This window comes from Micromonospora sp. NBC_00858 (assembly GCF_045207365.1).
Classification (GTDB): Bacteria; Actinomycetota; Actinomycetes; order Mycobacteriales; family Micromonosporaceae; genus Micromonospora.
The window spans coordinates 6,825,794-6,846,394 of sequence record NZ_CP108828.1 but is presented as its reverse complement, the minus strand read 5'-3'; the positions used below and the strand labels follow the sequence as shown (position 1 = coordinate 6,846,394).

Below are 20,601 nucleotides of genomic sequence, written 5' to 3'. Positions count from 1 at the left end.
GTCGGGCGGCCGGGGTGTTCCACCTCACGCTCTGTCGCCACCCGGTCGTGCGGCAGATCGGTCAGGCCGCCGGCCCGAACTCGCAGAACACCACCGAGGCGTCGTCGGTCGGCTTGTGCCGGCGCAGCCGGTCGGGGTGGTCGCGCTCGGCGTCCCGAACCCGATCGAGCAACGCGCCCGGGCCGTCGGCGCTCAACATGTCCAGCAGCCCGGCCCAGTCGGTCAGCCCGAACTGCTCGACCGCGCTGGACGCGCCGTCGCTGAGCAGCGCCGCCCGGCGCACCGCCGCCGGGCCTCGCCGGGGCAACGTCCCGGTCACCGCGTGGAAGGCCGCGTCCGGGTCGGCCGCCGCCACCCAGTAGCCGTGTGTGCGGTTCATCCGCTCCCGCTGGACGCCCACGGCCTGGCGAAACCGGGTGACCGGGTCGGCGGCGCCGGCCGGCACGGTGGCAACGGTTCGGCGCAGCTCGGCCATCGCCGCCTCCAGCCGATCGTCGGTCACCACGCTGACCTGGCCGCCGGCGTCGAGCACCAGCGGGCTGTCGCAGAGCACCAGGTAGTCCACCTGGTCGCCACAGTCACGCAGCAGGCAGACGGTGCTGGACGGTGTGCCGGGATGGTCGAGATCGCACTGCCCGCCGTGGTCGGCGCGAACGGCGAGAATGGCCGCGGCCAGGTTGCTGGTCAGCCTGGCCGACGGGCGCGCCGCCTCGGCCACGCCGAGCCGGGCGGCCAGGTGCCGGACGTACCACTCCGGCCCGTGCACACAGCCGGTGTCGAAGCCCTCCGGCACGGTGGCGCCGTCCAGGACGCCGACCAGCGGGCCGAACCGGAAGACCAGGTCCTCGTTCACCGGACGGCCGGGGGCCGGCGCGGACGCGGAACGAACCCGCATCACCGGCGCCGATCCCGCCCCGCCGCCCGGGTCACCGCTGCCGGAGATCGTCGGCGGCCGCATGCGACTGCCCCTGGGGTTGGTACCCGCCATAGCCCCTCCCCCTGTCGGCCCGGAGCCCCTGCCAGCGACCCAGTACCCGTCCCGCCTACCCGTCGCACCTGGCGCCATGCTTTCGCCGGCCGTGGCGGACCGGGCAGCGGGGACGCGGTTCTCAAGTGGGCATCATTCACCACTGGCGCAAGGTTCTTCGCCATCCGCCGAGATCGGGCGCCGTCGGCGGTCAGCGGCGGCGGTTGCGGGCGCGCGACGAGCGGAGTCGACGGAGCCGGCCGATCAGCACGGGGTCGGCGACGAGTGCCGCCGGGTTGTCGAGCAGCGCGTTGAGGAGTTGGTAGTACCGGGTCGAGGAGACCCCGAAGGTGTCCCGGACGGACTGCTCCTTGGCGCCAGCGTGCCGCCACCACTGCTGCTCGAAGGCGAGGATGGCCCGTTCCCGCTCGGTCAACCCCGCCGCCGACGCGGTGGGTTCGGCATCGTCCCTGGCATCCGGCGCGAGGTCGTCGGTGTTCTCGTCGGCCGGCGCCGGCCGGGGTGTCGGGACGATCGGCCCGCCACCAGCCGCCACGTGGCCCGGACGAGCGTCGGTGGACGGCTCGGGGGCGGCGGGGGTGGCGTCGGCGGGCATGGCACTCAGCCTAACCAGGGTCGACCCGGGTCGCAGCAGCCGGCGCGGCCGGCCCCGCACCGCCGGGAACCCCGACGGCCGGGCCGGCCGCGCCGCGCCGCACCGGTCAGGAGATGTCGCGCCGACGGATCGCCCAGAGGGCCGCGCCGAGGATCACCACCACCCCGACGGAGAGCAGCACCGAGGACTGCTGCCAGGTGATGTCCAGGGTCTCCGGCTTGCACTCGCCGTAGTAGGTGGCGTTACAGGAGTCCCAGTCCTGCAGGGTGACCGTCTTCGTCATCCAGGCCAGCACGTACGTGGGCAGCAGCCATGCCTCGGTCCACCGCACATTGGCCATCTCCAGCAGGATGCCCAGGCCGAACTGGCCGACCACCATCACCGCCACCACGCCGCCGAGAGCCATCGCGGTGTGCCGGCCCAGCGAGGCCAGCGCGAAGCCGATGGTGGTGAGCACCAGTACCAGCACGACGCCGCGCAGCCCGGTGAGGGCGAACGACTGCCAGGCCCCGGAGGTCATCTTCTCGGTGCTACCCCGGAACGCGGCGACCGCCCAGAACCCGGCGAACCAGAGCACTGCGGCGGGCAGCGTCACCGCCAGAATGCCGGTGAGCAGCGCGGCCAGTTTGGTGAGCAGCACGGTGAGTCGCTTCGGCCGCCAGAGCAGCAGGTTCATCATGCCGCCGGTGCTCCACTCGGCGCCGACGAAGGACGCGCCGACCACGAACCCGACCAGGGCGAGGATCGCCGCGAACGGGATCAGCGTCTCGGGGAACGTCTCACGGAAGTTGAACGTGGAGGGCAGGAACCAGTCCGCCTGGATCTGGTCGCGGGGCGGCGGCGTGATCACCGAGCAGTCGTCGGGGTAGCGGCCGTCGTTCGGCGTGCCGGCGGTCTTGGCCTGCTCGCAGTTGACGCGCTCCTGCTCGCTCCAGCGCACCTGCTCCTGGTAGCTCTGCTCGGCCTGGCGCTCGGCCTGGGCCAGCTGATCGGTGCCGATCTTCTGGTTCGTGAAGAACACCCCGATCACCACTGCGGCCAGCACCAGCAGGCCGAGCAGCGACATGTAGCGGGTGAAACGCCGCTTGGCCAGCCGGCGCAGCTCCGTACGATAGAGGCTCACGCGCCCCACCCTCCTCCGGTGGCGGGCTGACCCGTCCCACCGACCTTCGTGGACTCGTCGACCTGCCGGTTCTGTCCGGGTACCGGCGCGGTGGCGGTCAGTTCGAGGAAGACGCTCTCCAGGTCCACGGCGACCGGGGCCAGCTCGCTGACGTAGAGGTTGTGCTCGGCGAGCAGCCGGGTCACCGTGGCCGGCTTGTCGACGCCGGCCAGCATCAGGTGGTCCGGGTGGCCGGTGACCCGGATCCCGGCCCGGGTGAGCGCGTCGGTGGCCGCCGGCAGGTCGCTGACCGCCTCCAGCCGGACCAGGACGGCACCGGACGAGTGCTGGGCGAGCACCTCGTCGACCGGGCCGAAGGCGACCCGCCGGCCCAGCGAGATGATGGTGACCGAGTCGCAGATCAGCTGGATCTCGCCGAGGATGTGGCTGGACAGCACCACGGTCATCCCGGATTCGGCGAGCGTCCGCATCAACGTGCGCATCTCCCGGATGCCGCCCGGGTCGAGGCCGTTGGCCGGCTCGTCGAGGATGAGCAGATTCGGGTTCTTCAGTAGGGCGGAGGCGACGGCGAGCCGCTGCTTCATGCCCAGCGAGTACGTCTTGACCCGCTCGCCGGCCCGGTCGCGCAGCCCGACGAGCTCCAGCACCTCGTCGACCCGGGTGACCGGCACCTCGCCGGCCCCGGCCAGCAGAGACAGCGTGTCCCGCGCCGAGAAGTGCGGGAAGAACTGCGGGCTTTCCACGATGGCGCCGACACGACCGGCGACGGTGGGCAGCGCGTCGGGCACCTCGTGCCCGAGCAGCGCCATCCGGCCGCCGTCGGGTCGGATCAGGCCGAGCAGCGTACGCAGCGTGGTGGTCTTGCCGGACCCGTTGGGACCCAGGAAGCCGTGCACCTGCCCCGCGTCGACCCGCATGTCGAAACCGTCGAGCGCGTTGCGGGTGCCGCGTCGACGACTCTTGTACGTCTTACGTAGACCTTCGATCTCCAGGACAGCTGGCAAGCTGCACCTCCCCCGATGATGGGCGTGACAGCCGACACCATACGCGGTATGCAGCGGTGCGCAATACGCGGTATGCATCGGCGCGCCGAAGGAGGTAATTGATAGACGGAGAGTGACCGGTCAGGCGCAGACGACCTGCACGCCGGCGGCGCGGAACGCGTCCACCACCTCTGGGGCGGCACCGGAGTCGGTCACCAGCGTCTCCACCCGCTCGACCGGGCAGATCCGGGCGAAGGCGTGACCCCCCAACTTGGACGAGTCCGCGATGATCACCACCCGCTTGGCGCGGGCCACCATCAGGTTGTTCATCGCCGCCTCCCCCTCGTGGTGGGCGGCGGCGCCGAGCTGCGGATCGATCGCGTCCACACCGAGCAGCGCGACGTCCAGGGTGACCTCACGCAGCAGCGCCCCGCCCAGCGGGCCGACCAGCTCGAACGACTTGGGACGCACCACCCCGCCGGCCACCACGACCTTCATCCGCGACCGGACCAGCAGTTCGTTGGCGATGTTCAGCGCGTTGGTCACCACGGTGAGCTGGGCACCCTCGGCGCTGGTGTTCAGATCCGGCCGGACGGCCAGTGCCCGGGCCACCTCGGTGCTGGTGGTGCCGCCGTTCAGGCCGACCACGGTGCCGGGCGTGACGAGCGCCGCGGCGGCGGCACCGATCCGCTGCTTCTCCGCCGAGTGCTTGGCGGTCTTGTAGCGCAGCGGCAGGTCGTATGAGACCCCGTTGGCCACCGCACCACCCCGGGTCCTGGTGATCATCTGCTGCTGGGCAAGCTGGTCGAAGTCACGGCGAATGGTGGCCTGGGAGACGTCCAGCCGCTCAGCGGCCGCCTCGACGCTGACCCGGCCGTTGTCGGTCAGCATCTCGAGCAGGGCGTTCCATCTGGCGTACCGGTCCACCGCGGGGGTCCTCCCACTGACTGCACGAACGGTGATTGATTGCGTGCACACTAGTGCGCGAAACTAGGCTTGCGCAAAAGACCGGCCTGCGCGATCGGCTGGTCGGTTGCCACGGCCACCCAGTTTCGCGCAGAATGACGCGCGAAATACGGGTGTAACGAGCTGTATTGCGCACCGGCCGGCCCTGCGAGGAGTTTCCCATGGCATACGTGGACGCGGAGATCGCGAGCCAACCCGACTGCTGGCGGGAGGCGGCCGACCTGGCCGGCGTCGTGCGTGGTGATTTGCCGCGCCCCGGCGAGCGGGTCGCCGTCGTCGGCTGCGGCACGTCGTGGTTCATGGCGATGGCGTACGCGGCCCGCCGCGAGCAGGCCGGCCAGGGCGAGACCGACGCGTTCCAGGCATCCGAGTTCCCCGTCGGCCGCCGCTACGACCGGCTGATCGCGATCACCCGTTCCGGCACCACCACCGAGGTGCTGGAGCTGCTGGCCGCGCTGCGCGGGCTGGTGCCCAGCACCGTCATCGTCGGCGACCCGGCGTCCCCGGCGGTCGACCTGGCCAACGCCGCGGTGACCATGCCCTTCGCCGACGAGCGATCGGTGGTGCAGACCCGCTTCGCGACCACCGCGCTGGCCCTGCTCCGGGCCAACCTCGGCGACCCGGTGACCGCCCTCGCCGCCGACGCCGAGGTGGCCGTGCGCGCCCCGCTGCCGATCGATCCGGCCACCATCGGGCAGGTCACCTTCCTCGGTCGGGGGTGGACGGTCGGGCTGGCCCAGGAGGCCGCGCTGAAGTGCCGCGAGGCGGCCACCTTCTGGGCCGAGGCGTACCCGGCGATGGACTACCGGCACGGACCCATCTCGATCGCCGCGCCCGGCCGGCTGGTCTGGGCGTTCGGCGAACTGCCCGACGGGCTGCCCGAGGACGTGGCCGCCACCGGCGCGGCCTTCGTACACAGTCGCACGCACGGGTGCCGCACGGTGCTGGGCAGTTGGGCCGCCGGCCGGACCCCGGTCGACCCGATGGCCGACCTGATCCTCGCCCAGCGCTTCGCGGTGGCCCTGGCGACCAGCCGGGGTCTCGACCCGGACGCGCCCCGTCACCTGACCCGATCGGTGGTGCTGGCGTGAGCGAGCGCAGCGAGCGAACCATCAGGCACAGCAGCGTGGCGCGGAGCGTCGGCACGGGGCGCAGCGGAGTGCCGACGTGAGCGACGGCCACGCCGTGGGCACCGACCGGGTGGTCGTCGCGCTGGACGTCGGCGGCACCGGCATGAAGTGCGCCCTGGTCCGACCGGACGGCGTCGCGGTACACACCGAACGGCACTCCACCGACGCCGCGCGCGGCCCGGCCGCCGTGGTCGGCACCATCCTGGACGTTGCCGAGGGGCTGGCCGGCAAGGCCCGCGCCGACGGGCTCACCCCGGTCGCGCTCGGCATCGCCGTGCCCGGGGTGGTGGACGAGGCGCGCGGGGTCGCGGTCTGGTCGGCGAACGTGGGCTTCCGGGACGTACCGCTGCGGGACCTGGCGGTGGCGCGGCTCGGCCTGCCCACGGCGCTCGGCCACGACGTGCGGGCCGGTGGCCTCGCCGAGGCCCGGCTCGGCGCCGGCCGCGGCACCGGCCACGTGCTCTTCGTGGCGATCGGCACCGGCATCGCCGCCGCGCACGTGGTCGACGGCACGGCCGCCGTCGGCGCTCACGGCGCTGCCGGGGAGATCGGCCACATCCTGGTACGTCCCGACGGCCCGCGCTGCGGCTGCGGTCGGCCCGGCTGTCTGGAGGCGGTCGCCTCCGCCTCCGCGATCGGCCGCCGCTACGCGGAACTGGCCGGCGGGACGCCCGCCGAGCCGGTCACGGCGGCCGAGGTGGCCGAGCGGGCCGCAGCCGGCGAGCCGCTCGCGGGCCGGGTCTGGCAGGAGGCGGTCGAGGCGCTGGCCGACGGCCTGGCCTCCGGGCAGGCGCTGTTCGACGTGTCGACGATCGTGCTCGGCGGTGGCCTGGCGCAGGCCGGGCACCGGCTGCTCGACCCGCTGCGGACGGCGCTGCACGAACGAATGACCTTCCACCGGGAGCCGCGGCTGGTCGCGGCAGCCCTCGGCGACGAGGCCGGCTGCCTCGGCGCCGCTCTGCTCGCCCTGGACGCCGCCGGCGTCCGTGACCATCAGGAGAAGCGATGACCGTGCGGGTGAACGGCCGAGTGGTGACCCCGACCGGTGTCATCCGGCAGGGCTGCGTCGAGTGGGACGGCGACCGGATCACCGCGGTGGCCGAATACCCGTCGGTCCGCGACGGGCACTGGATCCTGCCCGGCTTCGTCGACATGCACACCCACGGCGGTGGCGGGCACACCTTCACCACCGGGGACGCCGACCAGGCCCGGTCCGCGGCGGCGTTCCATCTGGGCCACGGCACCACCACTCTGCTGGCCAGCCTGGTCAGCGCACCCTTCCCGCTGATGCGCGCGGCCACCGAGGCGTTCGCACCGCTGGTCGACGCGGGCGTGCTGGCGGGCATCCACTTCGAGGGGCCCTACCTCTCCGCCGTCCGCTGTGGGGCGCAGAACCCGGAGTACCTCCGCGACCCCTCCACCGACGAGCTGGCCGAGTTGATCGAGCTGGGTGGGGGCGGGATCCGGATGGTCACCCTCGCCCCTGAGCGGGACGGCGCGCTGGAGGCGATCAAGCTGCTCACCGCCCACCGGGTGGTGGCCGCGGTGGGCCACACCGACGCCACCTACGAGCAGACCCGCGCCGCGATCGCCGCCGGCGCCAGCGTCGGCACCCACCTGTTCAACGGCATGCGGCCGGTGCACCACCGCGAGCCCGGCCCGGTGGTGGCCCTGCTCGACGCACCCACCGTGGTCTGCGAGCTGGTCGCCGACGGGGTGCACCTGCACGACGGCATGCTGACCTTCGCCACCACGACCGCCGGCCCGGACCGGGCCGCGCTGATCACCGACGCGATGGCCGCCGCCGGTATGCCCGACGGCGAGTACGAGCTGGGCGGTCAGGTCGTCACCGTGGCCGACGGGGTGGCCCGGCTGGCCCGCGACGGAGCGATCGCCGGCAGCACCCTGACCATGGACGCGGCGCTGCGGCACGCCGTGGAGGCCGGGATCCCGATCGCCGACGCGACCCGGATGGTGGCCACCACCCCGGCCCGCGCCATCGGCCTGGGCGACCGGGTGGGCTCCCTTCAGGTCGGCCTCCGCGCCGACCTGGTGGTGCTCGACGAGGACCTGAACGTGGTCCGGGTGCTGCGCGGCGGCTCCTGGGTGGAGTGACGGGCGCTCTGCCCGGCCTGGCGGCACCGGCGAATCCGAAGCCCCAGGCTCGGGTCAGCCGAGGGTGGAGACCTCGACGCCGAGCACGGCCTGCTCGTCGGGGCGATGCACCAGCACGTCGGCCAGGTACGACTGGACCGCGTGACGCATCCCGACGTCCCGGCCGGCCCGCTCGGAGAGCAGCCACTTGTGCTCGATGATCTGCGCGAACAGCTCCTGCGGCTCCAGCTTGCGGCGCAGGTGCGCGGGCACCGCCCGGACCACCGGCTCGAAGACCTCGGTGAGCCAGCGGTGCGCCGCCTGCTGCTCGTCGTTCAGATCGCTCTCCGCCCGGTAGGCGTCCAGATCGTTGAGCAGCTTGCGCGCCTGGTTCTCCTCGGCGTCCAACCCGGTGAGTCGCAGCAGCCGCCGGGTGTGGTAGCCGGCGTCGACCACCTTCGGCCGGACCAGGTAACGCCCGTTGTCAATGGTCGACATGGCCACCTCGGCCACGTCGAAGCCCAGGTCGTTGAGGCGGCGGATCCGGCCCTCGATGTCGTGCCGGGCCTCCCGCTCGACCGCCTGCTCGTAGGTGATCTCGTGCCAGAGCCGCTCGTAGCGCTGCACGACCTCCTCGCAGACCAGCTCCGGGTCGATGGACTCGTGCAGCAGACCAGCGGCCTGCAGGTCCAGTGCCTCGCCAAAGATGTTGACCCGGGCGATCTCCAGATCCTCGCCGCGCTGGCCGTTGGAGAGTGAGTTGTGCAGCGCGCCCGTCTCCGCGTCCACCAGGTACGCCGCGAAGGCGCCGGCATCCCGCCGGAACAGCGTGTTGGACAGCGAGCAGTCGCCCCAGAAGAAACCGGTCAGGTGCATCCGCACGATCAACGCGGCGAGCGCGTCGAGCAGCCGGCTCATCGTCTCCGGCCGCAGGGTGTGTGAGAAGAGCGCCCGGTAGGGCAGTGAGAACTGCAGGTGCCGGGTGATCAGCACCGATTCGAGGGGTTCCCCGTCCTCGGTCTGCCGGTCGGCGACCACCGCCACGGCCTCGACCGACGGGAAGTCGATCCGCTCCAGGGCCCGGAGCAGGTCGTACTCCCGTTCGGCGATCCGCTCGCGAGTCTCCTTGAACGCGTAGACGTACTCACCCAGCCGGACGAACCGGACGATGTGTCGGGAGATGCCCTGCGGCAGGGCCACCAGGTGCTGGGCAGGCCACTCCTCCAGCGGTGTCGACCAGGGCAGGTCGAGCAGCGCCGGGTCCACGAGGGCAGACGTGATCCGCACGGGCACAAGCATGACTGGTCTCCCCCCACATCCGCCTCTCATCGTGGCTGGGCACACAGCGCGGGACGGCGGCCTCGCCCGGTGCCGGTAGCGTGGTCGCGTGCGGGAGACCACAGCGGTACGACGTCACCTGGGGCTACGGCCGGTCCGGCCGGCCGGCTGGTGGTTCGATGCCCTGCTGCTGCTGGGGCTGGTCGGGCTGACCGTGGCGCTCGCCGCGGACCAGTTCTTCGGGCTGGACCGGGCGGTCGCCGACTGGGCCGACGGGCATCGGCCGGCGGTCGCGTACTGGGCGGCCCGGGTGCTGAACCTGCTCGGCCAGGGCACCCCGCTGACCTTGATCGCCGCCGGGCTGGGTGTGCTGCTGGCCGTCCGGCTCCGGTCGCTGCGACCGGTCCTGCCGCCGGTGGTCGCGTTCGTGCTGACCTATCTGACCATCGGCCCGCTCAAGGTGTGGACCGCCCGGGCGGCGCCGAGCGCGAGCGTCAAGGAGCCCTACCTGCCACCCGAGCAGACCCTGCCGCTGTTCCACGACGACCTGCCGGTCCGGTTCGCCCAGTCCTACCCGTCGGGGCACGTCGCCAACGCGATCGTCTGGTACGGCGTCATCGCGCTGCTGCTCGTCCCGCTGGCGCGCAGCTTCGGCCGGCAACTGCCGGCCCGGCTGGTCATCGTGATCCGCGTGGTGCCGCCCCTGGTGGTGCTCACCACCACCACCTACCTGGGCTGGCACTGGCTGACCGACTCAGTGGCCGGGCTGCTGCTCGGGCTGATCCTGGACCGGCTGCTGCACCGGGCACCGTGGGACAACCTGCCGCTGCCCAGCCGGCTACGCCAGTGGGACCGGCCGTTCACCTCGTACCCCTAGGGTGCGGCGGGTGAATCACCTGGCGCGACGGCTCGACGTACCCGATGCGGTGGTCATCGGGTTGGGCTCGATGCTCGGCGCGGGCGTCTTCGTGGTCTTCGGCCCGGCCGCGGCGGCGGCCGGCGGCGCCGGCCTGCTGCCCGCCCTGGTGCTTGCCGGCTTCATCGCCTTCTGCAACGCGACCAGTTCGGCCCGACTGGCGGCCCGCTATCCGGAGTCCGGCGGGACCTACGTCTACGGACGGGAGCGCCTCGGGCCGCTGGCCGGCTTCGTGGCCGGTTGGGGATTCGTCGTCGGCAAGACGGCGAGCTGCGCGGCGATGGCGCTGACCATCGGGGCCTACCTGTGGCCGGGTCAGGCCCGGCTGGTCGCGGTCAGCGCGGTCCTCGCGGTCACCACGGTGAACCTGCGCGGCATCGGCAAGACGGCAACCGCGACCAAGGCCCTGGTCGCGGTGGTACTCGCGGTGCTGGCCCTGGTCGCGGTCGTCGGCGTCGCCGGTGGCGACCTGGCGCTGGACCGGCTCGGCGATCCCGGTGGCTCCGGCCGGGGCGTGCTCACCGCCGCCGGGCTGCTGTTCTTCGCCTTCGCCGGGTACGCCCGGATCGCCACGCTCGGCGAGGAGGTCCGTGATCCGCAGCGGACCATCCCCCGGGCGGTGCCGCTGGCGCTCGGCGTGGTGCTCGCGATCTACCTGGTGCTGGCCGTGGTCACGATCGGCGTGCTCGGCCCCGACCGGCTGGCCGACTCCGCCGCGCCCCTGGTCGACGTGGTGACCGCCGCCGGGCTACCCGGCCTGGCCTGGGTGGTCCGCGCCGGGGCCACCATCGCCGTCATCGGGGTGCTGCTGTCCCTGGTCGCCGGGGTCGGCCGGACCACACTGGCGATGGCCCGCCGCCGCGACCTGCCCGGCGCGCTGGCCGCCGTACACCCCGTACGCCAGGTGCCGCACCGGGCCGAGCTGGCCGTGGCCGCCGTGGTGATCCTGGTGGTGCTGCTCGGCGACGTGCGGGACGCGATCGGCTTCTCCAGCTGCACCGTGCTCGTCTACTACGCGATCACCAACGCGGCAGCGCTGACGCTGGGCCGGGAGCCGGGGCGGAAGCTGCCGGTTCAGGTGCTCGCCGGCCTGGGCCTGGTCGGCTGCCTGGTGCTCGCGGTCAACCTGCCGCTGAGCAACGTCCTCGCCGGCTTCGGAGTGCTCGCCGTCGGCGCCGCCTGGTACGCGCTACGGCCTGGTCGCCGCTGACCCGAGGAGGCCACCGGCGACCAGGGGTCAGCGACTCAGCCTCTGGTAGCGGCGCACTGCCAGCGGAGCGAACGTCGCGATCAGCAGCACCGGCCACACCACCGCCAACAGCATCGCGTTCTCTGCCGGCCAGGAGTCGCCACCCAGGCCCGGATTGCCGAACAGTTGGCGGATCGCCGCGACGGTGGCCGACAGCGGGTTCCACTCCGAGATCGCGCCGATCCACGGCGGCATGAGCTCGGGCGACACGAACACGTTGGAGATCGCGGTGAGCGGGAACGCCGCCGGGAAGACGATCACGCCGACCGTGTCCGGATTGCGGACCAGCAACGCCAGGTAGATGCCGATCCAGGTGATCGAGACCCGCAGCAGTAGGAGGAGCCCGACGGCGAGCAACGCCCGGCCCACGCCCTCTCGCCACTGCCACCCGACGAGCAGGCCACAGACCAGCAGGGTGGCCATCTCCAGCAGGGCGCGGAGCAGATCGGCGGCACTGCGGCCGGTCATGAGGGCGGAACGCGCCATCGGCATCGACCGGAACCGGTCCACGACACCCCGACTGAGGTCGAGCGCCACGCCGGTCGCGGTGGCGCCAAGCCCGTACAGCATCGTCATCACGAAGACCCCGGGCAGCAGGAACTCGCGATAGTTGCCGCCGCCCGGCACCTGCATGCCGCTGCCGAACACGTAGCCGAAGACAAGCACAAACATGATCGGCAGCGAGAAGTAGAGGATCAGCTCCTCCGGCGCACGGATCACGTGGATCATGTTGCGCCTGGTCATTGTCCAGCCGTCGGCGATCGCGGCACCCAACCGCGCCAGCGGCGTACGCGCGGGCACCGGCGGGACCGTGGTGGCCGCCGTTTCGACCGATCGGATCGCAGTGGTCATGCCGCGTCCACCTTTCCTCCGGCGCCGACGGGCACGCGGGCTTCGTCGGGGCGGTGCCCGGTCAGGTGCAGGAACGCCTCGTCCAGCGTCGCGCGGCGCAGGCCGATGTCCTCGACCGCGATCCCCGCGTCGTCCAACGCCCGCACCACGTCGACCAGCCCGGTGACCCGGTCGGTCACCGGCGCGCTGAGTCGCCGGATCTCCGGATCGCGCTCGGGCTCCGCGCCGCAGATCCGGGTCACGATGCGGGCAGCCTGGGTCAGGTCGGCCACGTCGCGCACCACCACCTCGACCCGGTCACCGCCGGTCATCGACTTCAGCTCGTCCGGTGAGCCCTCGGCCACCACCCGACCGGCGTCGATCACCGAGATCCGGTTGGCGAGTTGGTCGGCCTCCTCCAGGTACTGCGTGGTGAGCAGCACCGTGGTCCCGTCCGCGACCAGGGTCCGGACGAGTTCCCACACCTGGTTGCGGCTGCGCGGGTCCAGGCCGGTCGTCGGCTCGTCGAGGAAGAGAACGCGCGGCGTGCGGATCAGGCTGGCGGCGAGGTCCAGCCGGCGGCGCATCCCACCCGAATACTCACCGGCGGACCGACTCGCCGCCTCGTCGAGCCCGAACCGTTCCAGCAGTTCGTCGGCTCGTTGGCGGGCCGCCCGTCGGCCGAGCCGGAACAGCCGGCCGAACAGCTCCAGGTTCTGCCGGCCGCTGAGGGTCTCGTCGACGGCGGCGTACTGCCCGGTCAGCCCGATCCGGGCACGCACCTCGTCCGGCTGACGCCGCACGTCGAATCCGGCCACAGTGGCCCTGCCGGCGTCGAAGTGCAGCAGCGTGGCAAGGATCCGTACGGCCGTCGTCTTCCCGGCGCCGTTCGGTCCCAGCAGTCCGTGCACCGCGCCGGTCGGTACGGTCAGGTCAAACGTGTCGAGCGCGTGGGTCGGGCCGTACCGCTTGCCCAGCCCTTCGGCGACCACGTCGAATGTCGTCATGCCCCCACGGTGCGGTCGGGCGCTGACGGCTCACGCACCGTCGGCTGACGGCGGCGCACCAGGCGCCTCCGGTGCCCCGGCTTTCTCCGCCTCGGCGATCTGGTCGAGGACGAGGATGATCTCGGAGCGGGTGGCTTCGCCGACGTACCAGCCGGTGAGCCCGCCGACCAACGCCTCTTCGCAGAGCCGCCTCGCCTCGCCGAGATCTCCGCGCAGCCGTGCGACCTGGGCGAGGCCGAGCCGAGCGCTGGATACGAACTCCGGCGCGCCGCTGCGCTGCGCGAGGAGCAGCGCAGCGGCGAAGTCGTCCCACGCCGCGGCGAGGTCACCGGCGCGCAGCCTCAGCTCGCCCCGGGTACGCAGCATGTCGGCCTGATCGACGGCCGATCCGAGGCTCTCGGCCAACCCCAGGGCCTCGTCCATGTGTGCGCTGGCCGTCTCCGGATCATCCCGCCAGGCGGCGAGTTCACCGAGCGCGCCGAGCGTGATCATGGCCCCCCACCGGTCCCCGGTGCTCCGGAAGCCGTCAAGCGCGGTGACCAGTGCGGTCCTGGCCTGGTCCCACTGACCACGCCACATCTGCGCGGAGCCGGTTCCCATCGCGCCGAGCGCGTTGATCCACACGTCCGGGCCGACCAGCCGCCGCAGCTCCCGCATGAGGTCTTCGACGTCCTCGGCACCGCCGGACGGTGGCCCGGTGGAGATCCCCGACAAATACAGCAGAAAAGGTTGTCGAGGCGGCCGGCCGAGGCTTCGGATCATGGACTGCTGCGATCCGGACGGCAGATGGCCGGAACCACCGAGCGAGGCGTTGAAGACGCAGAGGGCGAACTCCTCGCCCAGCCCGGGCGGCGCCTCGGCGCCGAGCAGGTCGAGGACGCCGGCGGCCAGCCGGGCACCTTCCCCGCGCATGCCGCGCAGCCACCAGTAGAACGACAGGGCCGCGACCAGCCCGGCCGCCTCGGACGCGTCACCGGCCGCGGTGGCACGACGCAACGCCGCATGCAGGTTGTCCCGCTCGGCGTCGAGCCGTCGCAGCCACTGCAACTGTTCAGCTCGCCTCAGGTGGTCACTGGCGGTCCAGGCGAACTCCACGAAATACGTGGCGTGCGCGCGGCGTAGCTGGTCGGCCTCGCCGGCTTCGGCGAGACGCTCGGCGCAGAAGGCGCGCACCGTCTCGAGCATCCGGTAGCGACCACCGGTCAACTCGACGAAGGACTTGTCGGCCAGACCGGTCAACGCGTCGACGAACTCGGCGGTGGGCAGGCCGGAAACCCTCCCGGCCGCCTCCAATGTGGCACCGCCTGCGAAGACAGTCAGCCGTCGGGCCAGCCTCCGTTCGGCGTCGTCGAGCAGGTCCCAACTCCATTCGACCACGGCCCGGAGCGTGCGGTGTCGCGGCGACGCGGCCCGGTTGCCCATCGACAGCAGCCGGAACCGATCGTCGAGACGAGCGGCCACCTCCGCGACGGGCAGCGCCCGCAGCCGCGCGGCGGCCAGCTCGATCGCCAGCGGCAGGCCGTCGAGGGTACGGCAGATCCGCAGCACCATCTCGACGTTGGCCGACGTGACGGCGAAGTCGGGCGCGACGTCAGCGGCCCGCTGGGCGAACAGGATGACCGCAGCGTAGTCGTCGGCGTCCAGCACCGACACGTCGGGCGGCGGCAGGGTCAGCCCGGACAACGGGCACAACGCCTCACCGGCCAGCCCGAGCGGTTCGCGACTCGTGGCCAGGACAGACAGCGTCGGGCACGCGCTCAGCAACCGCGCGGCCAACCGGGCCGCGTCGGCGATGACGTGCTCGCAGTTGTCGAGCACGAGGAGCAGCCGCCGCTCGGCGAGCGCCTCGACCAGCCGGTCGGTTGCCTGCCGGTTCGGTTCGACCGGGGCGCGCAGGCCCGCGTCGCGCAGGCCGAGCGCGCTCAGCACCGCCTGCGGTACGTCCGAACCATGTGCCAGCCCAGCCAGCTCAACGAAGCGGACCTCACTGTCGAGGCGGCCTGCCGCCTCGATCGCCAACCGCGTCTTGCCCGCTCCCCCGGGGCCGGTGACGGTGACCAGCCTTCGCTCGCCGAGCAACTCCCCAACGCGCTTGAGCTCATCCTCCCGCCCGACGAACGTGGTGAGCTGGCTCGGCAGTGCCGGTTCGCTCGTCCCGCGCACGGCCGGGTGCGCCTCACCGCGCAGCACAGCCAGGTGAATCGCGGCCAGCGCCGCCGACGGGTCGACGCCGAGCTGCTCGGCCAGAGTTCGCCGGGCGTCCTCGAACTCGGCCAGCGCCTCGGCCGGCCGGCCCAGTGCGGACAGGGCGCGCATGAGCTGGCCCCGCGACCGCTCCCGCAACGGATGCGCGACGACCAGCTCCCGCAGCTCCGCGACCAGCGCGGCATGCGCGCCCAGCGCCAGCTCCGCCTCGATACGATCTTCGATGGCGGCCAGCCGCAGCTCGTCCAGCCGGGCCGCTTGCGCGGGTGCGCCCGCCAGGTCGATGACGTCGGCCAGGGCGGGACCACGCCACAGCTCCAGCGCCTCGCGTAACACGGCCACCGCGCGGGACCAGTCGCCGCTGGCGAGCGCGCGGCTTCCCGCCTCGGCGAGCCGCTCGAACCGGTACGCGTCGACATCGCCGGGATCAATGGCGAGGCGATAACCAGCCGGGTGGAACTCGACCGGGTTGTGCTCGGCGGGCAGGGCCTGGCGCAGCCGCGAGACCTGGGACTGGAGTGCGTTGGCCGCGCCACGGGGCGGGTGCTCGCCGTACAGGCCGTCGATCAGCCGCTCGGCGGACACCATCCGGCCCGCGTCGAGCAGAAGCAGCGCCAGCAGAGCGCGCAACCGCGGACCGCCCACGGGGATCTCGCGCCCGTCGGCCAACAGCACCTGGGTCGGACCCAGGATGCGGAATTGCATGACCCCGATTGTCACTCACGACCAGCCCGTCCCTGCTATCCGGCAAGGCCATCGTGCGAACCCGGTCAGCTCGGCTCGCCGGCCCCATCGGGTTGGCGGGTCAGCCCGCCGTCGTCCGGGGCGGACGCGTCCGGCGGTCCACCGTTGACCGACGGCGCCGCCCCGACCGGGGGTGACACCGGAGTAGGCATGGGATGGGCCGCGCCGGGGGCGGAGGCGGCGACCTCCCAATCCGCCGGCCCCGGCGCCGACCTGGGTGCCGCCAGTGGGGTCGGCACCCCGCCGAGGACGGGCCCGGCCGGTCGGGGAACCGGGCCGGTGCGGGCGGGCGGGGCGCACTGCCTGGTCAGCCAGTCCAGCCCGCGTCGGCGGGCGACCACGGTGAGCCGGTCGCCCGCGAAGATCACCTGTCGGGGGTCGAGGTCCCTCCACCAGATGGTCTTGGCGCCGCCGGCTGGGGTCCGGGCGATCAACCGGACCTGCCCGTCCCGGTTGACCACGTCGAGCGGCCGGCCGTCCAACTCGGAGCCGGGGGCGACCGGCACCTCGGCGACCGGCAGCGCATGCCGGTCGACCGGAATGGTGGTGATCACCGCGCGTTCGGTGAGTGCCCCGATGAAGGCCGGAGCGGCCAGGTAGGAGACCGAGCGGGACACCCCGAGGGCGAAGGTCTCCTCCACCCGTTCGGCGAAGTCACCGTCGAAGAGCCGCAGCACCACCCGCAGGTCGTCGCGGAGATCCCGGGCCGCCAACGCTGCCTCCAGGTTGGCCACGTCGTCGGTGGACGCCACCACCAGCGCCTGACAGTCCGCCACCGACGCGGCGGCCAGGGTCTCCGGCAGTGCGGCGTCCCCGACGATCAGCGGCACCTCCAACTGGCGGGCCAGGGCGGCGCCACGCGGCTCCGGGTCCTTGTCGATCGCCACCACCTCGACGTCGTACTCGCGGAGCTGGGCCATCACCCGGGTGCCGACGTTGCCGAGGCCGACCACCACGAAGTGACCGACCCGGGCGGGCTGCAGCCGGCCGGTGTGCAGGGCCAGCCGCGCGTTGACGATGCCGTCCACCACGACCGCGGTGATCAACGGAATCAGCGCGAGCCCGGCCAGGTTGAGCACCACCTGCATGATCTGCGCGTCGGCCGCCTTTTCGGTGTCCGGGTCGGCGCCGCTGAGGGTGGTGACCAGCGTCAGGTAGAGCGCCTCGGCCGGGGAGACGCCCTCGGCCCGGGAGATCAACGTGCCGAGCAGCGCGATCACCGCGAGCACCAGCATCACCGCGATGCCGATCTTGCGGGTGGCGAAGCCGCGTACCGCGCGCAGCAGCACCGCCATCGGACGGCGCCGCCTGCGCGCCCGGACCAGCCGGCGGGCGGCGACCTCGGTGCCCGGCGGCTGCCCGGTCGCCTCGGCGAGCACCAGGTCGGCGTCGGCCTGCTCGGCCGGCAGCAGCTCCACCCCCTGCTCCTCGCTGATGTCGGCCAACGCGCAGACCACATCCTGCGGCCGGACGTCGGCACGGCGAGCCACCCGCAGCGTCTTGTCCCGGTGCTGGAACGAGCTCGGGTCGACCTCGCCGAGCGCGGCGGCCACGAACGCCGGTGCGGCCATCTCGGCGTCGGAGAGCACCTCGACCGGCGCCTTGAGCAGCTTGCGCACACCACCGGCGAGGGTGCCGTTGAACATCCGCAGCACCTGACGGACCCGCTGGTCGACGGCCTGGGCGCAGAGCGCGGCGTGCAGGTTGCCGACGTCGTCCTGGTGCAGCAGGGCCAGCCCGGTAGCCCCGGCCAGCCCGGCGGCCTCGAAGGTCGCCACGTCCAGTCGGTCTGAACGGACCACCCGGACCCCGCGCAGCCCGGCCACGTCCGGCCCGTTGGTGCGGTAACGCTCCGGCACCACCACGGTCACCCGGGCCCCGCCGGCCGGCAACTCGGATTCGAGCATCGCCCGGGCCACGTAGTAGGCGAGCGCGTCGCGCCCGCAGATCACGTAGTGCGGTCGGGGGTCCCCGGCGGACCGCAGTCGCCAGTTCCACTCGACCGCCCGTCGCGCCCGGTCCCGCCACGGCTCCGCCATGCCCGGATCGTAGTCAGCACCACCACGGTGGGCGACCCCGTCCGGATCATCCCGCCCAGGCATGTCGGCCGGGGCGGCGGGTAGAGCAGCGGCATGCAGACGTTCCTCCCGTACCCGGACTTTCTGGCCAGCGCCCGCACGCTGGACCAGAGGCGGCTGGGCAAGCAGCGGGTGGAGGCCATCCAGGTGCTGCGTGGGCTCACCCGGCCCGGGTACGGCTGGCGCAACCACCCGGCGGTGAAGATGTGGGCCGGGTACGAGGAGGCACTCACCCGCTACGGGCTGGACATGTGCGCGGTCTGGACCGAGCCGGGGCGGGCCGACACCTGCGCCACCACGATGACCGTCGACCTCGCCGCCGCCTGCGGAGCCGGCGTCGTGCGTACCCAGACCGAGCTGGCCGAGGCCGCTGAACTTCCTCCCTGGCTGGGCCGCGACGAATTCCACCTGAGTCACCGCTCGTCACTGCTGCGCAAGGACCCCGCGCACTACCGCCCGATCTTCGGCGACGGCGTGCCGGCGGACCTGGAGTACGTCTGGCCCGCCTCCGACCGGAGCCGCCGCTGCCTACCGCGCGACTGACCGTTTTGTGCGGCAGACTGGAGGCTCCGTCAGGTCGGGAAGGTGCTCATGGCGCTGTCGCAAATGGTGGGACGGCTCATCGGCGTACGCCAGCACCAGGTGGACCCGGGCGGCGGTGGCGCCGACCGCGTGCCGGGACCGGTCACGGCGGTGGTGGTGGGTGGCGGCATCGCCGGCATGTCGGCGGCGGTGGTGCTGGCGGAGCGCGGTGTGACGGTGACGGTGCTGGAGGCGGCACCCACCCTGGGCGGCCGGTTGGGCGCCTGGCCGGAGGCGCTCGCCGACGGCAGCCAGCAGAACGAGCACGGTTTCCACGCGTTCTTCCGGCAGTACTACAACTGGCGGTCCATCCTCCGCAGGGTCGACCCCGACCTGGGCTTCCTCAAGCCGATCCCGGGCTACCCGATCCTCAGTGAGCAGTGGCCGACCGAGGAGTTCGGCAAGCTGCCGCCCGCACCGCCGGCGAACCTGCTCGCGCTGCTGCTACGCAGCCCCAGCCTGCGCCTGGCCGACCTGCGACTGATGGACCGGGACGCCGCGCTGCCGCTGCTCAGCTACGACCCGGTACGCACCTACGCCGAGCTGGACGACACCACCGCCGACGAGCTGCTGGCGTCGCTGCGACTGCCGGACCGCGCCCGGGCCATGCTGTTCGAGGTCTTCTCGCACTCGTTCTTCAACCACGAGTCGGAGATGTCGGCCGCCGAGATGGTCGCCCAGTTCCACTTCTACCTGCTGGGCAACCCGGAGGGGCTGGCCTTCGACTGCCCGGACGAGGACTACGGCACGGCGATCTGGGGGCCGCTGACCCGGCACGTGGAGAAGCACGGCGGCCGGGTGCTCACCCGGGCCGCCGCGACCGGGGTGCACCGTGAAGCCGACGGCTGGCGGGTGTCGACCGCCGACGGCGGCAGCCACCCGGCGGGGCACATCGTGCTGGCCGTCGACCCGCCGGCGCTCGCCGCGCTGGTCGGGGCCTCCCCCGACCTGGTCGAGCAGGCACCGGAGCTGGTGGCGCGGATGCCCGCGTTCGGCACGCCCGGCCCGCCGTACGCGGTGGCGCGGTACTGGTGCGACGGGGACGTGGCCGCCGAGCGCGCGGTGTTCAGCGGGGTGTCCCGGCAGCCCACATTGGACTCGGTGACGCTCTACCACCGGCTGGAGAACGAGTCGCGACGCTGGGCGCGGCAGACCGGCGGGTCGGTCATCGAGTTGCACGCGTACGCCTGCGAGCCGGGGGTGCCGGCCGAGGAGCTGGCCGAGCGGATGCGCCGCGAGCTGGTGGCGCTCTGGCCGGAGGCCGCCGGCCTGCGGATCCGCGAGCTGCGAGCCCGGGTGGAGGCGCAGGCGCCGGCGTTCAGCCTGGGCAGCCACGCCTGGCGACCGGGGGTACGCACCGATGCGAACGGCCTCTATCTCGCCGGGGACGGAGTCGCCACGGACTTCCCGAGCGCCCTTATGGAACGCTCCGCGGCCACCGGCATCATCGCCGCGAACCACATCCTGCGTGCCGAGGGTGGCGTCGCCGAGCCGGTGCACTCGATCCGGCCACGGGGGCTGCTGACCAGGAGAGGCACGGCAACCTGACAAGGCGGTCATATGCCGCACTGCCCGCCGGGGCAGAGCCGGACGGCCGATCGAAATACGTTGCCCGTCTGACCCGTGCCGACCTACCGTGATCGCGCAAGGTCAACACCGCCGCGGGAGCAGATCATGACGATGTCGCACGTCACCAGCGTGCCATCCGTGCTGCCCGGCGACGGTTGCCGAGCGGAAGGTCCCCGGGCGGGCCGGCCCGGCTGACGCGTACCCGTACGCGCCGAGCCGCCCGTCCCACAGCCGGACCGGGCGGCTTTTCGCTGTCCGGAGCC

Annotated in this window: 17 protein-coding genes; 7 read left to right on the top strand and 10 right to left on the bottom strand. The window is 72.8% G+C overall.

Annotated features, from left to right (window positions below):
* Nucleotides 1–61: 61 nt before the first annotated feature.
* From OG990_RS31870 to OG990_RS31850, 5 genes are all read right to left on the bottom strand, one after another.
* A complete protein-coding gene (locus OG990_RS31870; RefSeq protein ID WP_406078107.1) occupies nt 62–958 on the bottom strand; it encodes a hypothetical protein in 897 nt (298 codons plus the stop codon).
* A gap of 220 nt (nt 959–1,178) precedes the next feature.
* Complete coding sequence (locus tag OG990_RS31865; RefSeq protein WP_328421004.1) at nt 1,179–1,583, bottom strand: DUF3263 domain-containing protein; 405 nt, start codon at nt 1,581–1,583, stop codon at nt 1,179–1,181.
* 106 nt (nt 1,584–1,689) lie between these two features.
* Complete coding sequence (locus OG990_RS31860) at nt 1,690–2,706, bottom strand: ABC transporter permease subunit (RefSeq protein ID WP_406078106.1); 1,017 nt, start codon at nt 2,704–2,706, stop codon at nt 1,690–1,692.
* Nucleotides 2,703–3,710 (bottom strand): ATP-binding cassette domain-containing protein, encoded by a 1,008-nt coding sequence (locus OG990_RS31855; protein ID WP_328421009.1) that lies wholly within the window; start codon nt 3,708–3,710, stop codon nt 2,703–2,705. The genes OG990_RS31860 and OG990_RS31855 overlap by 4 nt, the downstream gene beginning before the upstream one ends.
* Before the next feature lie 120 nt (nt 3,711–3,830).
* Nucleotides 3,831–4,616, bottom strand: coding sequence for a DeoR/GlpR family DNA-binding transcription regulator (locus OG990_RS31850; RefSeq protein WP_053654382.1), 786 nt, complete (start codon nt 4,614–4,616; stop codon nt 3,831–3,833).
* 200 nt (nt 4,617–4,816) lie between these two features.
* Between OG990_RS31850 and OG990_RS31845 the strand changes: the two genes are divergently transcribed.
* The 3 genes from OG990_RS31845 (at nt 4,817) to nagA (ending at nt 7,900) form a co-directional block, all read left to right on the top strand.
* Entirely contained in the window at nt 4,817–5,746 is a 930-nt protein-coding gene (locus OG990_RS31845; RefSeq protein WP_328421013.1) for a sugar isomerase, read from the top strand.
* 76 nt (nt 5,747–5,822) lie between these two features.
* A complete protein-coding gene (locus tag OG990_RS31840) occupies nt 5,823–6,794 on the top strand; it encodes an ROK family protein (protein WP_406078105.1) in 972 nt (323 codons plus the stop codon).
* Nucleotides 6,791–7,900 carry an N-acetylglucosamine-6-phosphate deacetylase gene (gene nagA / locus OG990_RS31835; RefSeq protein WP_328421017.1) on the top strand — a complete coding sequence of 370 codons (1,110 nt, stop codon included), beginning with the start codon at nt 6,791–6,793 and terminating at the stop codon, nt 7,898–7,900. Before OG990_RS31840 ends, nagA begins: the two co-directional genes overlap by 4 nt.
* Before the next feature lie 54 nt (nt 7,901–7,954).
* Here the strand turns inward: nagA and OG990_RS31830 are convergent, their stop codons facing one another.
* Entirely contained in the window at nt 7,955–9,178 is a 1,224-nt protein-coding gene (locus tag OG990_RS31830; RefSeq protein ID WP_328421019.1) for a DUF4032 domain-containing protein, read from the bottom strand.
* Between the two features lie 118 nt (nt 9,179–9,296).
* On the opposite strand from OG990_RS31830, the gene OG990_RS31825 reads away from it, so the two are divergent.
* Complete coding sequence (locus OG990_RS31825; RefSeq protein ID WP_406081959.1) at nt 9,297–10,034, top strand: phosphatase PAP2 family protein; 738 nt, start codon at nt 9,297–9,299, stop codon at nt 10,032–10,034.
* A 10-nt stretch (nt 10,035–10,044) separates the two neighbouring features.
* A complete protein-coding gene (locus tag OG990_RS31820) occupies nt 10,045–11,283 on the top strand; it encodes an APC family permease (RefSeq protein WP_406078104.1) in 1,239 nt (412 codons plus the stop codon).
* 27 nt (nt 11,284–11,310) lie between these two features.
* Here the strand turns inward: OG990_RS31820 and OG990_RS31815 are convergent, their stop codons facing one another.
* The 4 genes from OG990_RS31815 to OG990_RS31800 all read right to left on the bottom strand — a co-directional run bounded on the left by OG990_RS31815 (nt 11,311) and on the right by OG990_RS31800 (nt 18,148).
* A complete protein-coding gene (locus OG990_RS31815; RefSeq protein ID WP_355602021.1) occupies nt 11,311–12,066 on the bottom strand; it encodes an ABC transporter permease in 756 nt (251 codons plus the stop codon).
* A 104-nt stretch (nt 12,067–12,170) separates the two neighbouring features.
* Nucleotides 12,171–13,160 carry an ATP-binding cassette domain-containing protein gene (locus OG990_RS31810; RefSeq protein ID WP_406078103.1) on the bottom strand — a complete coding sequence of 330 codons (990 nt, stop codon included), beginning with the start codon at nt 13,158–13,160 and terminating at the stop codon, nt 12,171–12,173.
* A 30-nt stretch (nt 13,161–13,190) separates the two neighbouring features.
* Nucleotides 13,191–16,070 (bottom strand): BTAD domain-containing putative transcriptional regulator, encoded by a 2,880-nt coding sequence (locus OG990_RS31805; protein WP_406078102.1) that lies wholly within the window; start codon nt 16,068–16,070, stop codon nt 13,191–13,193.
* A gap of 65 nt (nt 16,071–16,135) precedes the next feature.
* Entirely contained in the window at nt 16,136–18,148 is a 2,013-nt protein-coding gene (locus OG990_RS31800; RefSeq protein ID WP_406078101.1) for an NAD-binding protein, read from the bottom strand.
* Nucleotides 18,149–18,241: 93 nt separating this feature from the next.
* On the opposite strand from OG990_RS31800, the gene OG990_RS31795 reads away from it, so the two are divergent.
* Together OG990_RS31795 and OG990_RS31790 are read left to right on the top strand one after the other, a co-directional pair.
* Nucleotides 18,242–18,730 (top strand): MSMEG_6728 family protein, encoded by a 489-nt coding sequence (locus OG990_RS31795; protein WP_328421031.1) that lies wholly within the window; start codon nt 18,242–18,244, stop codon nt 18,728–18,730.
* A 48-nt stretch (nt 18,731–18,778) separates the two neighbouring features.
* On the top strand, nt 18,779–20,317 hold the full coding sequence (locus tag OG990_RS31790) for an FAD-dependent oxidoreductase (RefSeq protein ID WP_406078100.1): 1,539 nt from the start codon (nt 18,779–18,781) through the stop codon (nt 20,315–20,317).
* The last annotated feature ends 284 nt before the right edge of the window (nt 20,318–20,601 follow it).